Annotated in this window: 12 protein-coding genes, 1 tRNA gene and 1 other RNA gene; 3 read left to right on the forward strand and 11 right to left on the reverse strand. The window is 71.3% G+C overall.

What is annotated here, in order from left to right; translation table 11 throughout:
• Positions 1 to 32: 32 nt before the first annotated feature.
• Together ASG74_RS08705 and ASG74_RS08710 are read right to left on the reverse strand one after the other, a co-directional pair.
• Positions 33 to 710, reverse strand: a complete 678-nt coding sequence (locus tag ASG74_RS08705; protein WP_056141578.1) for a lysophospholipid acyltransferase family protein — start codon at positions 708 to 710, stop codon at positions 33 to 35.
• Positions 707 to 3,055 carry a DNA polymerase III subunit gamma and tau gene (locus ASG74_RS08710; protein WP_200942554.1) on the reverse strand — a complete coding sequence of 783 codons (2,349 nt, stop codon included), beginning with the start codon at positions 3,053 to 3,055 and terminating at the stop codon, positions 707 to 709. The genes ASG74_RS08705 and ASG74_RS08710 overlap by 4 nt, the downstream gene beginning before the upstream one ends.
• Positions 3,056 to 3,247: 192 nt before the next feature.
• On the opposite strand from ASG74_RS08710, the gene ASG74_RS08715 reads away from it, so the two are divergent.
• Together ASG74_RS08715 and ASG74_RS08720 are read left to right on the forward strand one after the other, a co-directional pair.
• On the forward strand, positions 3,248 to 3,895 hold the full coding sequence (locus ASG74_RS08715; RefSeq protein WP_056143384.1) for an ABC transporter ATP-binding protein: 648 nt from the start codon (positions 3,248 to 3,250) through the stop codon (positions 3,893 to 3,895).
• Between the two features lie 5 nt (positions 3,896 to 3,900).
• Entirely contained in the window at positions 3,901 to 5,310 is a 1,410-nt protein-coding gene (locus ASG74_RS08720; protein WP_056141583.1) for a hypothetical protein, read from the forward strand.
• A gap of 8 nt (positions 5,311 to 5,318) precedes the next feature.
• Here ASG74_RS08720 and ASG74_RS08725 read toward each other — a convergent pair whose 3' ends face one another.
• On the reverse strand, positions 5,319 to 5,750 hold the full coding sequence (locus tag ASG74_RS08725; RefSeq protein ID WP_056141587.1) for a DoxX family protein: 432 nt from the start codon (positions 5,748 to 5,750) through the stop codon (positions 5,319 to 5,321).
• 94 nt (positions 5,751 to 5,844) lie between these two features.
• Here ASG74_RS08725 and ASG74_RS08730 point away from each other — a divergent pair, with 94 nt between their 5' ends.
• A complete protein-coding gene (locus ASG74_RS08730; RefSeq protein WP_056141590.1) occupies positions 5,845 to 6,546 on the forward strand; it encodes a DsbA family oxidoreductase in 702 nt (233 codons plus the stop codon).
• A 21-nt stretch (positions 6,547 to 6,567) separates the two neighbouring features.
• Here ASG74_RS08730 and ffs read toward each other — a convergent pair.
• The 8 genes from ffs to ASG74_RS08765 all read right to left on the reverse strand — a co-directional run bounded on the left by ffs (position 6,568) and on the right by ASG74_RS08765 (position 14,871).
• Positions 6,568 to 6,664, reverse strand: an RNA gene (gene ffs, locus ASG74_RS16935) — signal recognition particle sRNA small type.
• A gap of 53 nt (positions 6,665 to 6,717) precedes the next feature.
• Complete coding sequence (locus tag ASG74_RS08735) at positions 6,718 to 7,662, reverse strand: BadF/BadG/BcrA/BcrD ATPase family protein (protein ID WP_056141592.1); 945 nt, start codon at positions 7,660 to 7,662, stop codon at positions 6,718 to 6,720.
• Positions 7,659 to 8,579 (reverse strand): N-acetylmuramic acid 6-phosphate etherase, encoded by a 921-nt coding sequence (locus ASG74_RS08740; RefSeq protein WP_056141595.1) that lies wholly within the window; start codon positions 8,577 to 8,579, stop codon positions 7,659 to 7,661. Before ASG74_RS08740 ends, ASG74_RS08735 begins: the two co-directional genes overlap by 4 nt.
• Before the next feature lie 48 nt (positions 8,580 to 8,627).
• Positions 8,628 to 9,512 carry a MurR/RpiR family transcriptional regulator gene (locus ASG74_RS08745; RefSeq protein WP_056141598.1) on the reverse strand — a complete coding sequence of 295 codons (885 nt, stop codon included), beginning with the start codon at positions 9,510 to 9,512 and terminating at the stop codon, positions 8,628 to 8,630.
• A 9-nt stretch (positions 9,513 to 9,521) separates the two neighbouring features.
• The gene (locus ASG74_RS08750; protein WP_056141602.1) at positions 9,522 to 11,246 is read right to left on the reverse strand and encodes a serine hydrolase domain-containing protein; all 1,725 of its coding nucleotides are present in this window, start codon (positions 11,244 to 11,246) and stop codon (positions 9,522 to 9,524) included.
• Positions 11,243 to 12,571, reverse strand: coding sequence for an exo-beta-N-acetylmuramidase NamZ family protein (locus ASG74_RS08755; protein WP_056141604.1), 1,329 nt, complete (start codon positions 12,569 to 12,571; stop codon positions 11,243 to 11,245). Before ASG74_RS08755 ends, ASG74_RS08750 begins: the two co-directional genes overlap by 4 nt.
• 95 nt (positions 12,572 to 12,666) lie before the next feature.
• Positions 12,667 to 14,454, reverse strand: coding sequence for a glycoside hydrolase family 3 protein (locus tag ASG74_RS08760; RefSeq protein WP_056141607.1), 1,788 nt, complete (start codon positions 14,452 to 14,454; stop codon positions 12,667 to 12,669).
• Between the two features lie 329 nt (positions 14,455 to 14,783).
• Positions 14,784 to 14,871, reverse strand: a tRNA-Ser gene (locus tag ASG74_RS08765).
• Positions 14,872 to 14,894 lie beyond the last annotated feature (23 nt).

Here is a 14,894-nt window from a genome sequence, read left to right on the forward strand (position 1 = left end):
GTTCCCGCATGGGGAGCAAAAGTCGGGGTGGGTCAGGGCTCCTCGGTGGCGCCGCGCTCGTTGTAGCCGGGAGCGCGCTCCTGCCCGGTGAGCGCGGCGATGGAGTCCATGACGTCGTCGGTGAGCTGGCGGCGAGCGCGGCCGGCGGGCAGGCCGGCATACGTCGAGGGCAGGATCGGGGTCCCGAACGCGATGGTGACATCGGCCAGCTTGAGCCCCCGCTCTCCCACGGGCTGCACCTTGTCGGTGCCGATGAGACCGACCGGCACGACGGGGACGTCGGCGGTGAGCGACAGGAACGCGACCCCGGTGCGCCCGCGATAGAGGCGCCCGTCCCGTGAGCGCGTGCCCTCGGGATAGATACCGAACGCCTTGCCGTCACGCAGCACCTGCAGCGCGAGGTCGAGCGAGTCGCTCGCGCCGCGCGAGCTGTCCCGGTCCACGGGGATCGCGTCACCCGCCTCCATGAACCCGCGGATGAGGCGACCCCGGATGCCGGTGCCCGTGAAGTACTCGTTCTTGGCCAGGAACGACACCTTGCGTGGCGCCGCGACGGGGATGGCGAAGCTGTCGATGAAGGACAGGTGGTTGCTCGCGAGGAGGACGCCACCGGTGGCCGGGACGTTGCCCTTGCCGAGGATCGTGGGTCGCCAGACCGCATGGGCGAGCGACATCATCGCGGTGCGGCCGACCCAGTAGTAGGTGTTCATGCCTGCTCTTCGTGGATGACCGTCCCGCCGAGAACACGCTCGATCACGGGGACGCCCACCTCCCCGAGGCCTTCGATGTCCTCGTCGTCCTCGCTCATGGCGGAGTCGTCGGCGACCGGTGGCTCGTCGGGGTCGGGCTCGGCGGCGACGGCCTCCTTGGCGCGGGCAAAGGGGCTGACCGGCTGGGGGTCGGCCGTCTCGGGCTGTTGCGTCGCCCAGGCGGGGGCGGCCGCGGCGCTGCTGCCTGCGCTGCCCCACTCGGCCTGCGTCGTGGGCGGGCTGCTCGGCACGTATGCCGCGGGCTCGCCTGCGCGCTGCTGCTCCCCCTGCGCCGCGGCACCGTTGGCCTGCGCGCGTTCGACCGGTGACTGCTGGGTGGCCGGGGCACGCGTCGGCTCAGGGGCGCTGCGGGGCGCGGGCTCGGGCCGGTTGGGGTTGATCGTCGCGACGCCGGGGACACCGCCCTCGGGGGCGGAGCCGTCGGCGGGGACGCCCTCGACGCGGGCATCGATACCGAGGACGTCGATGAGGGCCTGCTGGACATAGGTCGCGTGGGGCCCGCGTCGGAACGTGTTGGCCAGGCCGGTCGTGGAGATGCCCAGCAGCAGGCGCTCGCCGTCGTAGTCGAGGACCTGGGCGTGCTCGGACACGAACGTCCACGTCGTGCGCCGCAGCTCGAACACCTTGGCCAGGACGTCGGGCCAGGAGCGGCGGATCGCGGCCGTGTCGAGACCACCGGGACGAGCCGAAGGGGCCGAGGGAGGTGCGGTGTCGGCTGCTGTCTCGGGCGTTGCCGCAGGGGTCACGGACGCAGGAACCTGCTGCGGCGCTGCCTGCTGGGGTGCCGGCGGCATGGCGTGCGGAGACCGGGGCTCAAGGAACTCCGGCTCGTGGGGCTCGTACTCCGGCTCGGGCTCGGCCTCGTCGTGGCGAGGCCCGGGCGCCGACGGCGACGCCGCCGGCGGGAGGGTGTGCTGCGGCGGCTGGAGATCCGGCTGGGACGAGGGCTGCACCGCCGGGGCGACCGGAGGCTGCACCGACACCGGAGCCTGCTGCTGGGTGGGTGCCGACGCCTGCTGGCTCGGTGCCGGAGCCTGCTGGACCGGCTGCTGTTGAGCCGGCTGCTGCTGGCTTGGCGCTTGGCGGACCGGCACCGGAGCCGCGCCCGAACCGGACGGAACTCCGCCGACCTCGAGGCGACGTTCGAGACGGTCCAGGCGCGCGGCATACCCGGCTTCTCCGACGGCGCCAGGAAGCAGGATGCGCGCGGCGATGAGCTCGAGCTGGAGGCGGGGCGCGGTGGCGCCCGTCATCTCGGACAGGCCTGCGTTGACGATGTCGGCTGCTCGCGACAGTGCCCCGTGGCCAAAGGCCGCCGCCTGCTGGCGCATGCGCTCGAGCTGGTCCGGCGGGAGCGCGCGGAGCACGGCGGAGGCACCGTCGGGCACCGCGGCGACGACGATGAGGTCGCGCAGACGCTCGAGAAGGTCCTCGATGAAGCGGCGCGGGTCGAGCCCGGTCTCGATGACGCGCTCGATGGCCGAGAACGCACCCGCACCGTCGGCAGCACCGAACGCGTCGATCGCGGCGTCGAGCAGCTCGCTGTCGGTGAACCCGAGCAGGGCTGCCGCCGACTCGTAGGTCAGCCCCTCCTCGCCCGAGCCCGCGATGAGCTGGTCGAGCACCGACAGGGAGTCACGCACCGAGCCACCACCGGCGCGCACGACGAACGACAGGACCCCGGGCGCCACGGAGACGCCTTCGGCCACGCAGAGCCGCTCCATGTACTCGGTGAGCTGGCCCGGCGGCACCAGGCGGAACGGGTAGTGGTGGGTGCGCGAGCGGATCGTGCCGATGACCTTTTCGGGCTCGGTCGTCGCGAAGATGAACTTCACGTGCTCGGGCGGCTCCTCGACGATCTTGAGCAGGGCGTTGAAGCCCTGCGGCGTCACCATGTGCGCCTCGTCGATGATGTAGATCTTGTAGCGGCTCTGCGCCGGGCCATAGCTGGCGCGTTCGCGCAGGTCACGGGCGTCGTCGACACCGCCATGGCTGGCCGCGTCGATCTCGATGACGTCGACGGTGCCCGCTCCGCCACGAGCGAGCGCCACGCACGAGTCGCACCGACCGCAGGGCGTCGGCGTCGGGCCCTGCTCGCAGTTGAGGCAGCGCGCGAGGATGCGCGCGCTCGTCGTCTTGCCGCAGCCGCGGGGGCCGCTGAAGAGGTAGGCGTGGTTGACGCGCTCGGTCCGCAGCGCCTGCATGAGCGGCTCGGTGACGTGCTCCTGCCCGATGACGTCGTCGAACGTCTCGGGGCGATAGCGGCGGTACAGGGCGGTGCTCACGGCCCCCAACCTAGTCGCCGTGCAGGACAGCCGGTATGCCGCGTTCACCGCCCCCCACCCCCCACTGCCCCAACTTTTGCTCCCCGTGCGGGAACCTCGGGCGACCGGTGGGTTCATTTCCCTCCCGACTCCAAGGTTCCCTCCGGATGGGCGCGCGAGGTGGCGGTCGAGGGGGTCGATACCGTGCCCTTCATGGATGTCCGGGCCGAAGACGTGTCGAAGGTGATCGGACCGGCGACCCTGCTCGCCCCCGTCTCGGTCACCGCACCCACCGGCTCCTGCCTCGTGCTGAGAGGGCCCAACGGCTCCGGCAAGACCACCCTGCTGCGCATCCTCATCGGCATGATGCCGCCCACCACCGGCAAGGCGTTCCTCGGCGACCTCGCCGCCGACGAGCGCGACCCCGCCGTCCGTGCGGCCGTGGCCGCCCTCGCCGGTCCTCCCGCGACCTATCGCGACCTCACCCTGCGCGACCACCTCGTCCTGCTCGACGCGACCTGGGCCGGCGACCCCGAGACCAGCGACGACCGCGTGGCAGCGGCTCTCACCGACCTCGGCATCGGTGAGCTGGGTGGCCGCTTCCCCCACGAGCTGTCGTCGGGCCAGACCCAGCTCTTCCGGCTGGCCCTCACCCTCTTCCGGCCGAGCGAGGTGCTCGTCCTCGACGAGCCCGAGCAGCGCCTCGACACCTCCAAGCGCGCTCTGGTCGCCGACCTCATCGCCGCTCGACGGGACGCGGGCACGACCGTCGTCCTCGCCTGCCATGACCCGCTCATCACCGAGCGTGTCACCGCCGGCGACGCGGACCAGGTCGTCGACCTCGTCGCTGCCGAGGGCTGACCCGCATGAGTGTCACCGCCGACTCCGAGCGCCTCACCGACACCGTCCACGTCCTCCATGGACCGGGCGGGAACCCGGCCCGCAAGGAGGTGGCGTATACCGCGTACGTCGCCGTCATCGTCGTCGGCCTCTACGGCTTCCCCCTCCTGCGCTCCCTCGTCATCGCGGCCGACCGCGAGGCCATGGCATCGGCCCTGCGCTCCCCGTGGGCTGCCCTCGTCCTGGTCGTACTCGTTGCAGCGGTGGCCGTGGCGGCACGGGAGGCAGGAAGGGTGCGCGGGCCCGTCGTGGCGCCGGTCCCGTGGATCGACCACGTCGTCGCCTCGTCGATCGACCGGTGGGCGAGCCTGCGACCGTGGTTCGGCTACTCGCTCTTCGCCGCGCTGTTCGCGGGCGGCCTCGCCGGGCTCCTCGTCGGGGCGGCATTCGCCGGCGCCCGGGCCGCCGGCTGGTGGATCCTGCCGGTCAGCCTCGTCGTGGGCGTCCTCGTCGGACTGCTGGCCGGTGCCGCCTGGCTCCTGGGTCAGAGTCGCCTCTCCCCCGAACCCCTGACGACCTCGACACCAGGCCCCAGTGGGGCACGAAGCCGGCCCTGGGTGCGCGAGGTGCGACGGCTCGGGATCCACGAGCTGCGCACCCAGTCGTCCCGTTCGAACCGGATCGTCGGTGGCGTCCATGCCGGCGACCTGCGTGCCGTCCGGCTGGAGGCTGCTCGACCCATCGCCCGCGGCCGTGGCCTGCACCTGCGGCACCACGGCCCGGTCATGACGCTCGTCGCGCGCGACGTCCTCGGCCTGCGTCGTGCACCTGCAGCCGGTGTGGTGGGCCTGTTCCTGTGCGTGGTCGCCGCCTGCGCGCTCGGCGCCACGCTGGGCAGCACCGCCGTGCCACCGCTCGTCGGCTTCGTCGCGGCCCTCGTGAGCTTCCTGGGCTTCAGCGCACTGTCCGAGGGGCTGCGGCTGGAGGCCGACACGATGGGCACGCCTCCCCTCTTCGGCGCCCCGCCGGTGCGGGCCGCTGCTGCGCACGTCCTGCTCCCGGGCACCGTCCACCTGGTCACGACGGTGGTCGTCGGCAGCGTCACGGCCGTAGCCCTGGGCGCGGACGTCGGAGCCGTCCTGCCCTGGCTTGTCATGACGACACCGTTCCTCGCGGGCGGGGCGCTGCGCGCGGCTTACCGGGGTCGGCCGCCGACGAGCCCGTTCAACCCCGTGCCGAACCCGCAGATGGTCGCCCTCTGGTACGCCTCACCGGTGCTGCTGTGCACGGTGCTCATCGGCGCGATGGTCTGGGGCGCGACGCGCTTCCCCACCAACGGCTGGTTCGTCATCGCGACCTGGGTCGCTGCCTTCTGGCTGTTCTACTCCGGGCTCAACCGCGTGCAACGCGAGAACCTGGCCCACCGCGACGTCTGACGGGAGCCTCACTCCGAAGGGGAACGGCGGCGCTCGGGCAGCCCCGCGGCATACAGGGCGGCTGCGACGAGCACGGGCTGGAAGAAGAGCCGGACGAGCCGCTTGGTGTCCGTGTCGAGACCGAACGCACTCACGCCGTCGACGTACTGCGCGATGTTGCCCGGGAAGATCACCACGTAGAACGCCGCGAGCGCCACGCCGGTGAGGCGCCTGTACCTCGGCAGGGTGAGCAGTGCCACCCCGAGAGTGACCTCGACGACCCCCGATCCGAGCACCACGAGGTCGGCGTCGACGGGCACCCAGCTCGGCACCTGCGCGCGGAAGTCGTCGCGCGCGACGGTGAGGTGCAGGGTGCCCGCTGCGGTCATGAAGGCGCCCAGCACGATGCGGGTGAGGTTCTGCGCGAGCGATGCACCGACCCGGCGTGTGAGGAAGCCCATGGCGTCACGCTAGAGCGCGGCAGCACGGACCAGCCGAGCGGCCCCGGGAACTGCGGTTGAGGTGCGCCGACAGGGTGGACGTATCGTCGAAGGCATGCGCATCGATGTCTGGTCCGACCTGGTCTGCCCCTTCTGCCACATCGGCCGCCGCCGCCTCGAGCTCGCGCTCGAGCAGTTTGAGCACGCCGACGAGGTCGAGGTGACCTGGCACAGCTATGAGCTGGACCGGTCGGCGCCGCCCGTGGTCGAGGGGTCCAACGTCGACCGCATTGCCGCCAAGTACGGCCGCCCGCGCGAGGAGATGGTGGCCCAGCACGAGGCCATGGCCGCGGACGCTGCCGAGGTCGGGCTCGACTTCCAGTGGGACAAGGTCGCCGGCGGCAACAGCTTCGACGCCCACCGCGTCCTCCACCTCGCCCGCGCCCGCGGCCTCGAGAAGCCCGTGACGGACCGGGTCATGCGGGGCTGGTACACCGAGGGCGAGGCGATCGGCGACACCGACACGTTGGTGCGGCTCGCCGTCGAGGGCGGGCTCGGCGAGAAGGACGTGCGCGAGATGCTCGGCTCCGACGCCTACGGCTACGACGTGCGCGCCGACGAGGCGACCGCCAACCAGATCGGCATCACGGGCGTCCCGACGTTCGTGCTCGACCAGAAGTTCGCCGTCACCGGCGCCCAGCCCGTCGACGGGCTGCTGCGCGCGCTCGAGCTCACGTGGGAGGACCGGGGCAATGCGCCCGAGCAGCGCGGCGGTGGCTGCGGTGGGTGCGAGGGCGGCTGCGCCTGCGGAGCCTGACACCCCGTCGGGCCAACAAACGACGAAGACACCCCGCGTACCTGGAAGAGCTCACCTGCCCTTGCTGCATTCCTGCCCTGGGGGAGTTCGGCGAGGTACCACCACGCGGGGTGCCGGTCCCCATGCTAACCCGACGCGAGGGACGTCCTCCAACTCAGGTTGCGTGCGCGGTCAGGCCAGATGCACGTATGCCGGGTGCCTGGGGATCGTGCCCGTCTCGCCGAGCAGGGTGGCGAGGTGCAGGGCCCCGTCGAGCGCACCGCCCACCGCCGGCGTGAGCGTGGCACCGGCGGCCCGGACGGCCGCCTCGAGGGACTCGCGCACCGGCGAGGCGTCGAGCAGGCCGCCGGTCGCCACGAGGGTGGGCTCCGTGATGCCCCGGGCCGCGGAGAAGAGGGACTCGGCCAGCGCCTCACCGGCCTCCCGGCAGATCCGTGCGGCGACAGCATCACCGACGGTGGCCGCCTGAGCGACCCGCGGCGCGAACGAGGCGAGGAGCTGCGGCGATTCCGCGCCGGTCATCACGCGCCGGGGCCAGTGCGAGGTCGGGCCGAAGGCCGCCTCCCCGTCCACGAGCAGGCGTTCGGAACCGTCCGGGAGCCCGTCGTGGTGGCGCAGACCTGCACGCAGTCCGGCAAGGCCGACCGAGGCCGCGGACCCGCGGTCCCCGAGGACGTGGCCCCAGCCGTCGACGAGCCGCCACACCGACGTGTCCGCCGACCCGAAGTCCGACCCGAAGGCCACGGCACCGGTCCCCGCAGCCACGACCGCCCCGGGACGCACCTCGCCCAGTGCCCCGACGAGGGAGGCCACCGCGTCACTGACGACAGCCGTGCGCGCCGCACCCAGGCCGGACGAGACTGCCCCCACGACCTCGGTCGGGTTCGAGAGGAACAGCAGTCCCCGTTGGGACCAGCACACCGCTGCCACGTCACCCACGGCCACTCCACCCTCGCGCAGCAACCGGGACGCATCGGCCACCAGCGCACCCACGTCGACCCCTCGCTCCCCGATCCGAGCTCCGGGTGCGGTGAGCACGGAGCTCAGCCGGCCGGCATACCGGAAGGTCAGGCGCAGCCCGGAACCGCCGACGTCCACGCCGACGACCGCACTCACAGGGGTTGAGGGGCGCCGAGTGCTCGCAGCGCCACCGCCACGGAGTCGTCGTGCGCCGCGAGCGACGCGACCGCCTCCGCGACGGGCACGCCCGCCAGCAGCGAGAGCAGTGACGGCTTGAGCTGGCCGTCAGCGGCGTCCAGCGCGGCGCGGGCGTCGCCGTCGGAAGCGCCACTGGCCTCACGGAGGATCCGCACCATCCGCCCACGGAGCTTGGCGTTGGTGGCGACGACGTCGACCATGAGGTTGGACCAGGTGCGTCCCAGCCGGATCATCACGGCCGTCGAGAACGCGTTGAGCACGAGCTTCTGGGCGGTGCCCGCCTTGAGCCGAGTGGACCCGGTGAGGATCTCCGGTCCGGTCGCGGGGGCGATGAGGTGGTCGGCGTATGCCGCGAGCTCGGCTTGCGGGTTGGCCGTCACGAGCGCGGTTCGCGCGCCTCGCTCCCGGGCGGCCTCGAGCGCCCCCCGGATGTAGGGAGTGCGTCCCGAGGCGGTCAGCCCGATCGCGATGTCGAGCCCGGTGAGCGAGGCCGCCTCGGCACATCCGAGGTCGATGTCGTCCTCGACGTTCTCGACGGCGTTGACGAGGGCGGCGTTCCCCCCGGCGTGGTGGGCGACGAACAGCCCGGCCGGCACGTTGAAGGTCGGCAGCAGCTCGGCGGCGTCGAGGACCGCGAGACGCCCCGAGGTCCCCGCACCGAAGTAGTGGATGTGGCCGCCGGCCCGGATCGCCTCGACCGCGTGGTCGACGAGGAGGGCCAGCTCGGGGAGCACGACCGCGACCGCGTCGGCGACCGTGCGGTCGGCCTCGTTCATCAGCGTGAGGACCTCGAGCGTCGACGCGGTGTCGATGGCGTAGGTGCCCGGGTGGCGCTCCTCGGTGGGTGCAGACACGCTGACGTCGTCGATGGCCATGATCGCAGGTTAGTTTCCCACGAGTAGTGCGTCAATCATGTGAATGAGTCACGCGACATGGTGCCCGGCGACGGCCTTGCGGCTGTCCGCGACGTGCTTGCGGGCTCGGGGGAGGTCGCGCTGGGCCACGGCGATGTAGAGGCAGTCGATGACCGTGAGAGCGGCGATGCGGCTCGCCGTCGCACCCGAGCGCAGCGTCGTCTCACGCGCTGCGGTGGTGAGGACGATGTCGGCCGCCGCTGCGAGGGGTGAGAGCGGGAAGTTCGTGATCGCCACCGTCGTGGCGCCCTGTCCCCTGGCGGCGGCCAGCGACTCGACCGTCTCGCTCGTCGCGCCCGAGTGGGAGATGCCGATCGCGACGTCCTTCCTCCCGAGCAGGGTCGCGCTCGTCAGGGCGATGTGGGGGTCGTTCCACGCGAACGAGACGACGCCGATGCGGTGCAGCTTCTGCTGCAGGTCGGTGCCGACGATGGCGCTCGCGCCGATCCCGTAGATGTCGACGCGGCCCGCGTCGGCGATCGCACCGACCGCAGCGCGCAGGGCGTCACGGTTGAGCTGCTGCGCCGTCTCCTCGACCGCGCTCGAGTCGACGGTGGCGACCTTGGCGATGATGTCGTCGATGGTGTCGGTGGCGCTGATGTCGCTGGCGGCCATGCGCTGCTCGCGCGGCATGGCCGACTCTGCGGCGAGCCCCAGGCGCAGCTGTGGATAGCCCCGGAGTCCCAGGCGCTTGCAGAACCTGAGCACCGTCGTCTCCGAGGTCTCCGCCGCCTGCGCCAAGGCGGTGATGGTGAGGTCGGAGGCGCGGCGGGCGTCCTCCAGCACCACCGTGGCGACGCGGTCCTCTGCCGGTGTCAGCGTGGGGCGGATCCCTCTCAGGCGGACGAGAAGTGGCGCGTCAGCCACGTCAGGCTGGGCATCGGGTGAGGACATGAGGCAAAACTACGACCTCGTGGTCCTCGTCCAGCCAGAAGCGACGAATGTCTCCGGCGCCGCGTCGCTGTCGACGACCACTCCTCCCGCACCCACGACCCGGATCCGGGTCACGGCGACCCCTCGACCGAGGGTGTTGGCGTCCGTCGTGTAGCGCCACCTGAGGTGCTGCTGCCCATCCGGGAGGCGGGCACGGACGGTGGCCCAGCGCCGCTCCCCCGGGGTGCCGCTCACCGAGCCGTCCTCCTCACCGGTGCGCGTGTCACCTGGATGGCGGATCTCCAGGGGCACCAGTGACCAAGCGCTGCCGTCCGTCGAGGACTCGAGACGCAGCACGTCGCTCGCCTCCGTCTCGGCGATGAGGTCGAAGCCGAGCCGGGCACCTTCGGACGGCACGGCGAGCGGGACGGACAGGATGGCGTTCGCGGCGTGCTGCGCCTCGGTCTCCCAGGCGACATGGCTGCCGCGCGGCGTGATCGGCAGGGCGCGCCCCAGGCCACCGGCCCACTCTCGGCGGGCAGGGTTGTTGCTCCCCCACGAGCGCGAGGGGTGGACGCGGTTGGTGAGCAGGATCGCCACGGACCGCGACGTGAAGTCGATGACGATCGAGGTGCCGGTGTAGCCGGTGTGCCCGGCGGTGCGCGGGCCGCTCAGGGCGTCCATGTACCAGATCTGGTTGAGCTCGAACCCGAGCCCGTGGTCGTCACCGGGGAAGGCCTGGTTGAAGTTGGTGATGAGCAGAGCGACGCTCTTGCGGTCGAGGATGCGCGTCCCCCGATAGGTGCCGCCGTTGAGCAGCGCCTGCGCGAGGACCGCCATGTCGTCGACGGTCGAGAAGACTCCCGCGTGGCCGGCGACTCCGTCGAGCGACCAGGCGTTCTCGTCGTGGACCTCACCCCAGACCATGCCGCGAGCTGGCACGGCCTGGTACTCGGTGGCTGCGGTGCGCTCCCTGACCGCTGGGTTGTAGCCGGTGTCCTTCATGCCCAGCGGACCCGTGAGTCGCGACGCAACGACCTCGTCGAGCGACTGGCCCCGCAGCCGTGCAACGAGGACACCCAGCGTGATGAGGTTGAGGTCGCTGTAGAGGTAGACCGTGCCGACGGGGTTCGTCAGCGGTTGGTTCATCACCGCAGCGATGCGTGAGGGCACGTCGGGGTACGCGCTGTAGAGCGGGAGCCAGGACGTGAACCCGCTCGTGTGGGTGAGCAGGTGCCGGATCGTCACCGACTCCTTGCCCGCCGCCGCGAACTCCGGCAGGTAGGTGGCGACCGCCGCCTCCAGCTCGACCCGCCCCTCCTCGATGAGCTGGACGACGGCGATCGACGTGAAGAGCTTCGACACCGAGGCCATGTCGAAGATCGTGTCCCGGCGCATGGGGATCCACTCGGAGCGGGGCAGCTCCTGCATGGCGTTCGCGTAGCGCAGGGCGAAGCCGTCGGCCTGGGTGGCGACGACGACACCGTCATGCGCCATGAGCCCGACGTGGCCGGCATACATGGGGTGGCCCCCGGGCGGTGCCACCTGGTGGCTGCGCACCTGCTCCTTGGCGAGCTCGATGGGCCCCGGGTCGAGCCCCACCGAGGCGGGAGTGCCGTCCCGCAGCACCGTCGATGGCGGCGCGAAGCCGTTGAACGGCTTGTCGAAGTCGTCCGCACGCGCCACCCCGGGCGCGAAGAGCGCTGTCCCGACGGCAAGTCCGCCCCCGAGCACCAGGCGCCGGGACAGGTTCATCGGGCGGGACCTCCATAGATGAGGAACGGCTGTCGCGCCCTGTCGAAGGCCGCCAGCTCCTCCTGCCAGGCGCCGATGACCGTGTCGGCGTCGGCACCCGCGGTGATCTGGTCGCGCAGTCGCGTGGAGCCCGTGAGCTTGTCGATCCAGTAGGGGCGGGCCTTGTCGTAGGAGTCGTAGCGCCACGCGAAGTCGGAGTACAGGGACTTGGCCGCCACGAGCATCTCGACGCCGACGCGGAGCGGGTCGATGGCCGACGGGTCGGTGATGTGCACCTGCACGCCACCGCAGACCTTGCCGACGTGCTTGCTGAACGTCGGCGTGAAGTAGGCCTCGCGGAAGCCGACACCGGCGACCCCACGGCCCTCGAGCGCCTCCGCCCAGCGGTGGTCGACGTACGGCGCACCGACGAGCTCGAACGGCCGGGTGGTCCCCCGCCCCTCCGAGAGGTTGGTGCCCTCGAACATGCCGGTGCCCGCATAGACGAGCGCCGTGTCGGGAGTCGGCATGTTGGGACTGGGCATGACCCACGGAAGCCCGGTGCCGGCATACGTGACATCACGTCGCCAGCCCTTGACCTCGACGACGGTGATCTCCGAGACGTGGGCACCGTCGGTGTCGGTCGGGAGGATGATTGCGTCGAGGTAGCGGGCGAGCTCACCGACCGTCATACCGTGCGCCTGGACGATGGCCTCGGCACCGACCCCGGACGTGAACTCCTCCGTCATCATCGGGCCGAAGGCCTTGCCGCCGATGGGGTTCGGCCGGTCGAGGACGACGAGTGACGCACCCGTCTCGACGCAGGCCTTCATCGCCGTGTACATCGTCCAGATGTAGGTGTAGAACCGCGCACCGACGTCCTGGATGTCGAAGACGACGGTGTCCACCCCGGCCGCTCGAATCATCGAGGCGAACTTCGCGGTGGTGGCGCCGTAGGCGTCGTAGACGGTGATGCCGGTGCGCTCGTCGACGTAGGTGTCCTCCGCCTCACCCGCCTGGGCGGTGCCGCGGAAGCCGTGCTCGGGCCCGAAGACGCCCCGGATGTCGACCGTGCCGGCGTCGTGCATCTCGTCGACGATCGAGTGCAGGTTGGTGAGGATGCCGGTCGGGTTGGTGACGATGCCGACCTTGCGCCCGGCGAGGACGGACCAGCCGGCGGCCGCCGCGACGTCCGCGCCCGGGGTCACCTTGCGCTTCGGGTCGTTCGACGCCTGCGGGTATGCCGTCGGGCTGGCGAACGCCGGCTGCGCCCCCAGGGTGAGGGCGGCGGCCCCGGCCAGGCCGGCACCTACGGTGAGGAGCTGTCGTCTGTTGGGTGCAGTCATCTCGGGGTCTCCATTTCAACGAGCCTTGTGTGCCTGAGCGCGAGCTCTGGCTCGCGCTCAGGCACACGAGACCGGGGTGTGGCGGGGGTGGCGGGTCAGTAGCTGAGGCCGTGGCCGAACGGGAAGAGCACGGAGCTCGGGTCGTCCTTGGTGGGGATGTCGACGGGGAGCTTGCCGGTGGGCGACACCGAGCCGGTGATGACCCGGGCGACGGACTCGATGGCGACGGGGCTGTAGGAGTACGTCGCGAGGTAGGTCGCCGTCCCGGGCAGGTAGGCGATGTCATAGGGGTCACGCGTGGCGACGACGATCACGGGCACTCCGGTGTCCTGCAACGCCTTCACGAGCTTCTGCTGACTGGCAGTGCCCCAGGCCTTCATCGTCGTGACGACCACCGCGTCCTTGCCCTGAGCGGCAGCGACCGCACCGGCGATGGCACTGGCGCTCGGTGACGTCCCGGTCTGGCGGACCGTCGTCGTGGCGCCGGCCGCGGTGAGCCCGTCGGCGAGGGTCTGGGTCGTCGATACTCCATAGCCGGTGACGAGCACGTCCTTGCCCGGTGCGGACACCGGCAGGACACCGTCGTCGTTGGCCACCAGCGTGGTCGTCCGGTTGGAGACGGCCGCGGCTGTGGCGAGGTGGTCGGCGGTGCCGACGACCGAGTCGAGGGCAGCCGGGTCGACCATCGGGTTGGCGACGATGCCCCGCTCGACCTTGAGCTCGAGGACCCGGCGCACCTTGGCGTCGAGGTCGGAGCGGCTGATGCGCCCGGTCTTCACCGCGTCGACGACGGCGGCGTAGGCCGCGTCCATCTCGGGCGTCATGAGCAGCTGGTCCACCCCGGCCTCGAGGGCGCGGACCGCGACCTCCGCGTCGCCGTAGAGGTCGCGCACCCCCTGCATGTTGAGGGCGTCGGTGATGATGACGCCCTTGTAGCCCAGCTCGCCGCGCAGGAGGTCGGTGAGGATCGGCTTGCTCAGCGTCGCCGGGTTGCCCGAGTCGTCCAGGGCCGGGAAGGACAGGTGGGCCGTCATGATCATGTCGATGCCCTGCTCAATCGCTGCCTTGAAGGGCGGCGCGTCGATCTGCTCCCACTGGGCACGGGTGTGCGTGATGATCGGGAAGGCCACGTGGCTGTCGGTCGCGGTGTCACCGTGACCCGGGAAGTGCTTGGCGCTGGCCGAGACCTTGCCGTCCTCCTGGTAGCCCTTGACCTGGGCGGCGACCATGTCGGCCGCGAGCTGCGGGTTGCTCGAGAAGGAGCGGGTGCCGATGACGGGGTTGAGCGGGTTGACGTTGACATCCGAGACGGGCGCGAAGTCGGTGTTGATGCCCATGGCCCGCAGCTCCTGGCCGGTGATGGCTGCAGCCGTGCGGGCGTCCGTGGTCGAGCGGCCGGCGCCCAGCGCCATCGAGCCGGGGAACTGGGTCGCCGGTGGCCCGATGCGGGTGACGATGCCCTGCTCCTGGTCCACCGAGATGCCCAGCGGGACATGCACCTTGGAGTCCTGCGACAACGCCGCCTGCTGCAGACCGTTGGACAGGCCGGCGATCTGTGGCGGGTTGTTCACCGAGTCGGTCCACGCGAAGTAGATGACCCCGCCGAGGTGGTACTTCTGCACCACCTCGGCGGGACTTGCGACGCCGTACAGGGGAAGGTTGCGGGCGTCGGGCGTAGTGGCATCGGACCCGTAGACGTTCTGGACGAAGAGCTGGCCGACCTTCTCCTCCAGCGTCATGCGCGCGAGGGTGGACTGGACCCACCCCTTGGGGCCGGCAGGGACCGCGGCGTCTGCGGAGGTGACCGGGATGGCCCCGGCGGCGAGTGCCGCGGCGACCGCTGAGGCGATCGCGGTGCGACGAGTGATCGATGGACGAGACATGGGGGCTCCGATTCATCAGTGTCCACGACAGTGTGAACAATTAACGCACTATGCCTTCCTAGTGGAACTTAGCCACAGAGGGTGACGCGCGCAACACCTACCGGCTGGTCATTTCGGGCACGGGTGAGTTGCGGTTCCGCGCGTCGCCACACCTGCAGGTCCCCCACCGGCATGTCGTTCTCGCTCGCGCATGGCGCCAGGGCGGCATGCCCCGGCGAGATCGACATGCCCCGGCGCGAGGTGAACCCGACTGCGGGGACACGGCACCAAGCCCGCGCGGTGCCAAGCACACGCAAAGGGCCCCGGCACGAAGCCGGGGCCCTTCACGTTGGCGGAGGATAGGGGATTCGAACCCCTGAGGGTGTTAACCCAACGCGCTTTCCAAGCGCGCGCACTAGGCCACTATGCGAATCCTCCACCGCGGAGATTACCCGAGCGTT

Source organism: Knoellia sp. Soil729, from assembly GCF_001427985.1.
GTDB lineage: Bacteria > Actinomycetota > Actinomycetes > Actinomycetales > Dermatophilaceae > Knoellia.

Bases quoted from the DNA above. Each gene is read 5' to 3' on its own strand.
- ASG74_RS08705 (WP_056141578.1), bottom strand. From the start codon at position 710: ATGAACACCTACTACTGGGTCGGCCGCACCGCGATGATGTCGCTCGCC.
- ASG74_RS08715 (WP_056143384.1), top strand. From the start codon at position 3,248: ATGGATGTCCGGGCCGAAGACGTGTCGAAGGTGATCGGACCGGCGACC.
- ASG74_RS08720 (WP_056141583.1), top strand. From the start codon at position 3,901: ATGAGTGTCACCGCCGACTCCGAGCGCCTCACCGACACCGTCCACGTC.
- ASG74_RS08725 (WP_056141587.1), bottom strand. From the start codon at position 5,750: ATGGGCTTCCTCACACGCCGGGTCGGTGCATCGCTCGCGCAGAACCTC.
- ASG74_RS08730 (WP_056141590.1), top strand. From the start codon at position 5,845: ATGCGCATCGATGTCTGGTCCGACCTGGTCTGCCCCTTCTGCCACATC.
- ASG74_RS08740 (WP_056141595.1), bottom strand. From the start codon at position 8,579: ATGGCCATCGACGACGTCAGCGTGTCTGCACCCACCGAGGAGCGCCAC.
- ASG74_RS08745 (WP_056141598.1), bottom strand. From the start codon at position 9,512: ATGTCCTCACCCGATGCCCAGCCTGACGTGGCTGACGCGCCACTTCTC.
- ASG74_RS08750 (WP_056141602.1), bottom strand. From the start codon at position 11,246: ATGAACCTGTCCCGGCGCCTGGTGCTCGGGGGCGGACTTGCCGTCGGG.
- ASG74_RS08755 (WP_056141604.1), bottom strand. From the start codon at position 12,571: ATGACTGCACCCAACAGACGACAGCTCCTCACCGTAGGTGCCGGCCTG.
- ASG74_RS08760 (WP_056141607.1), bottom strand. From the start codon at position 14,454: ATGTCTCGTCCATCGATCACTCGTCGCACCGCGATCGCCTCAGCGGTC.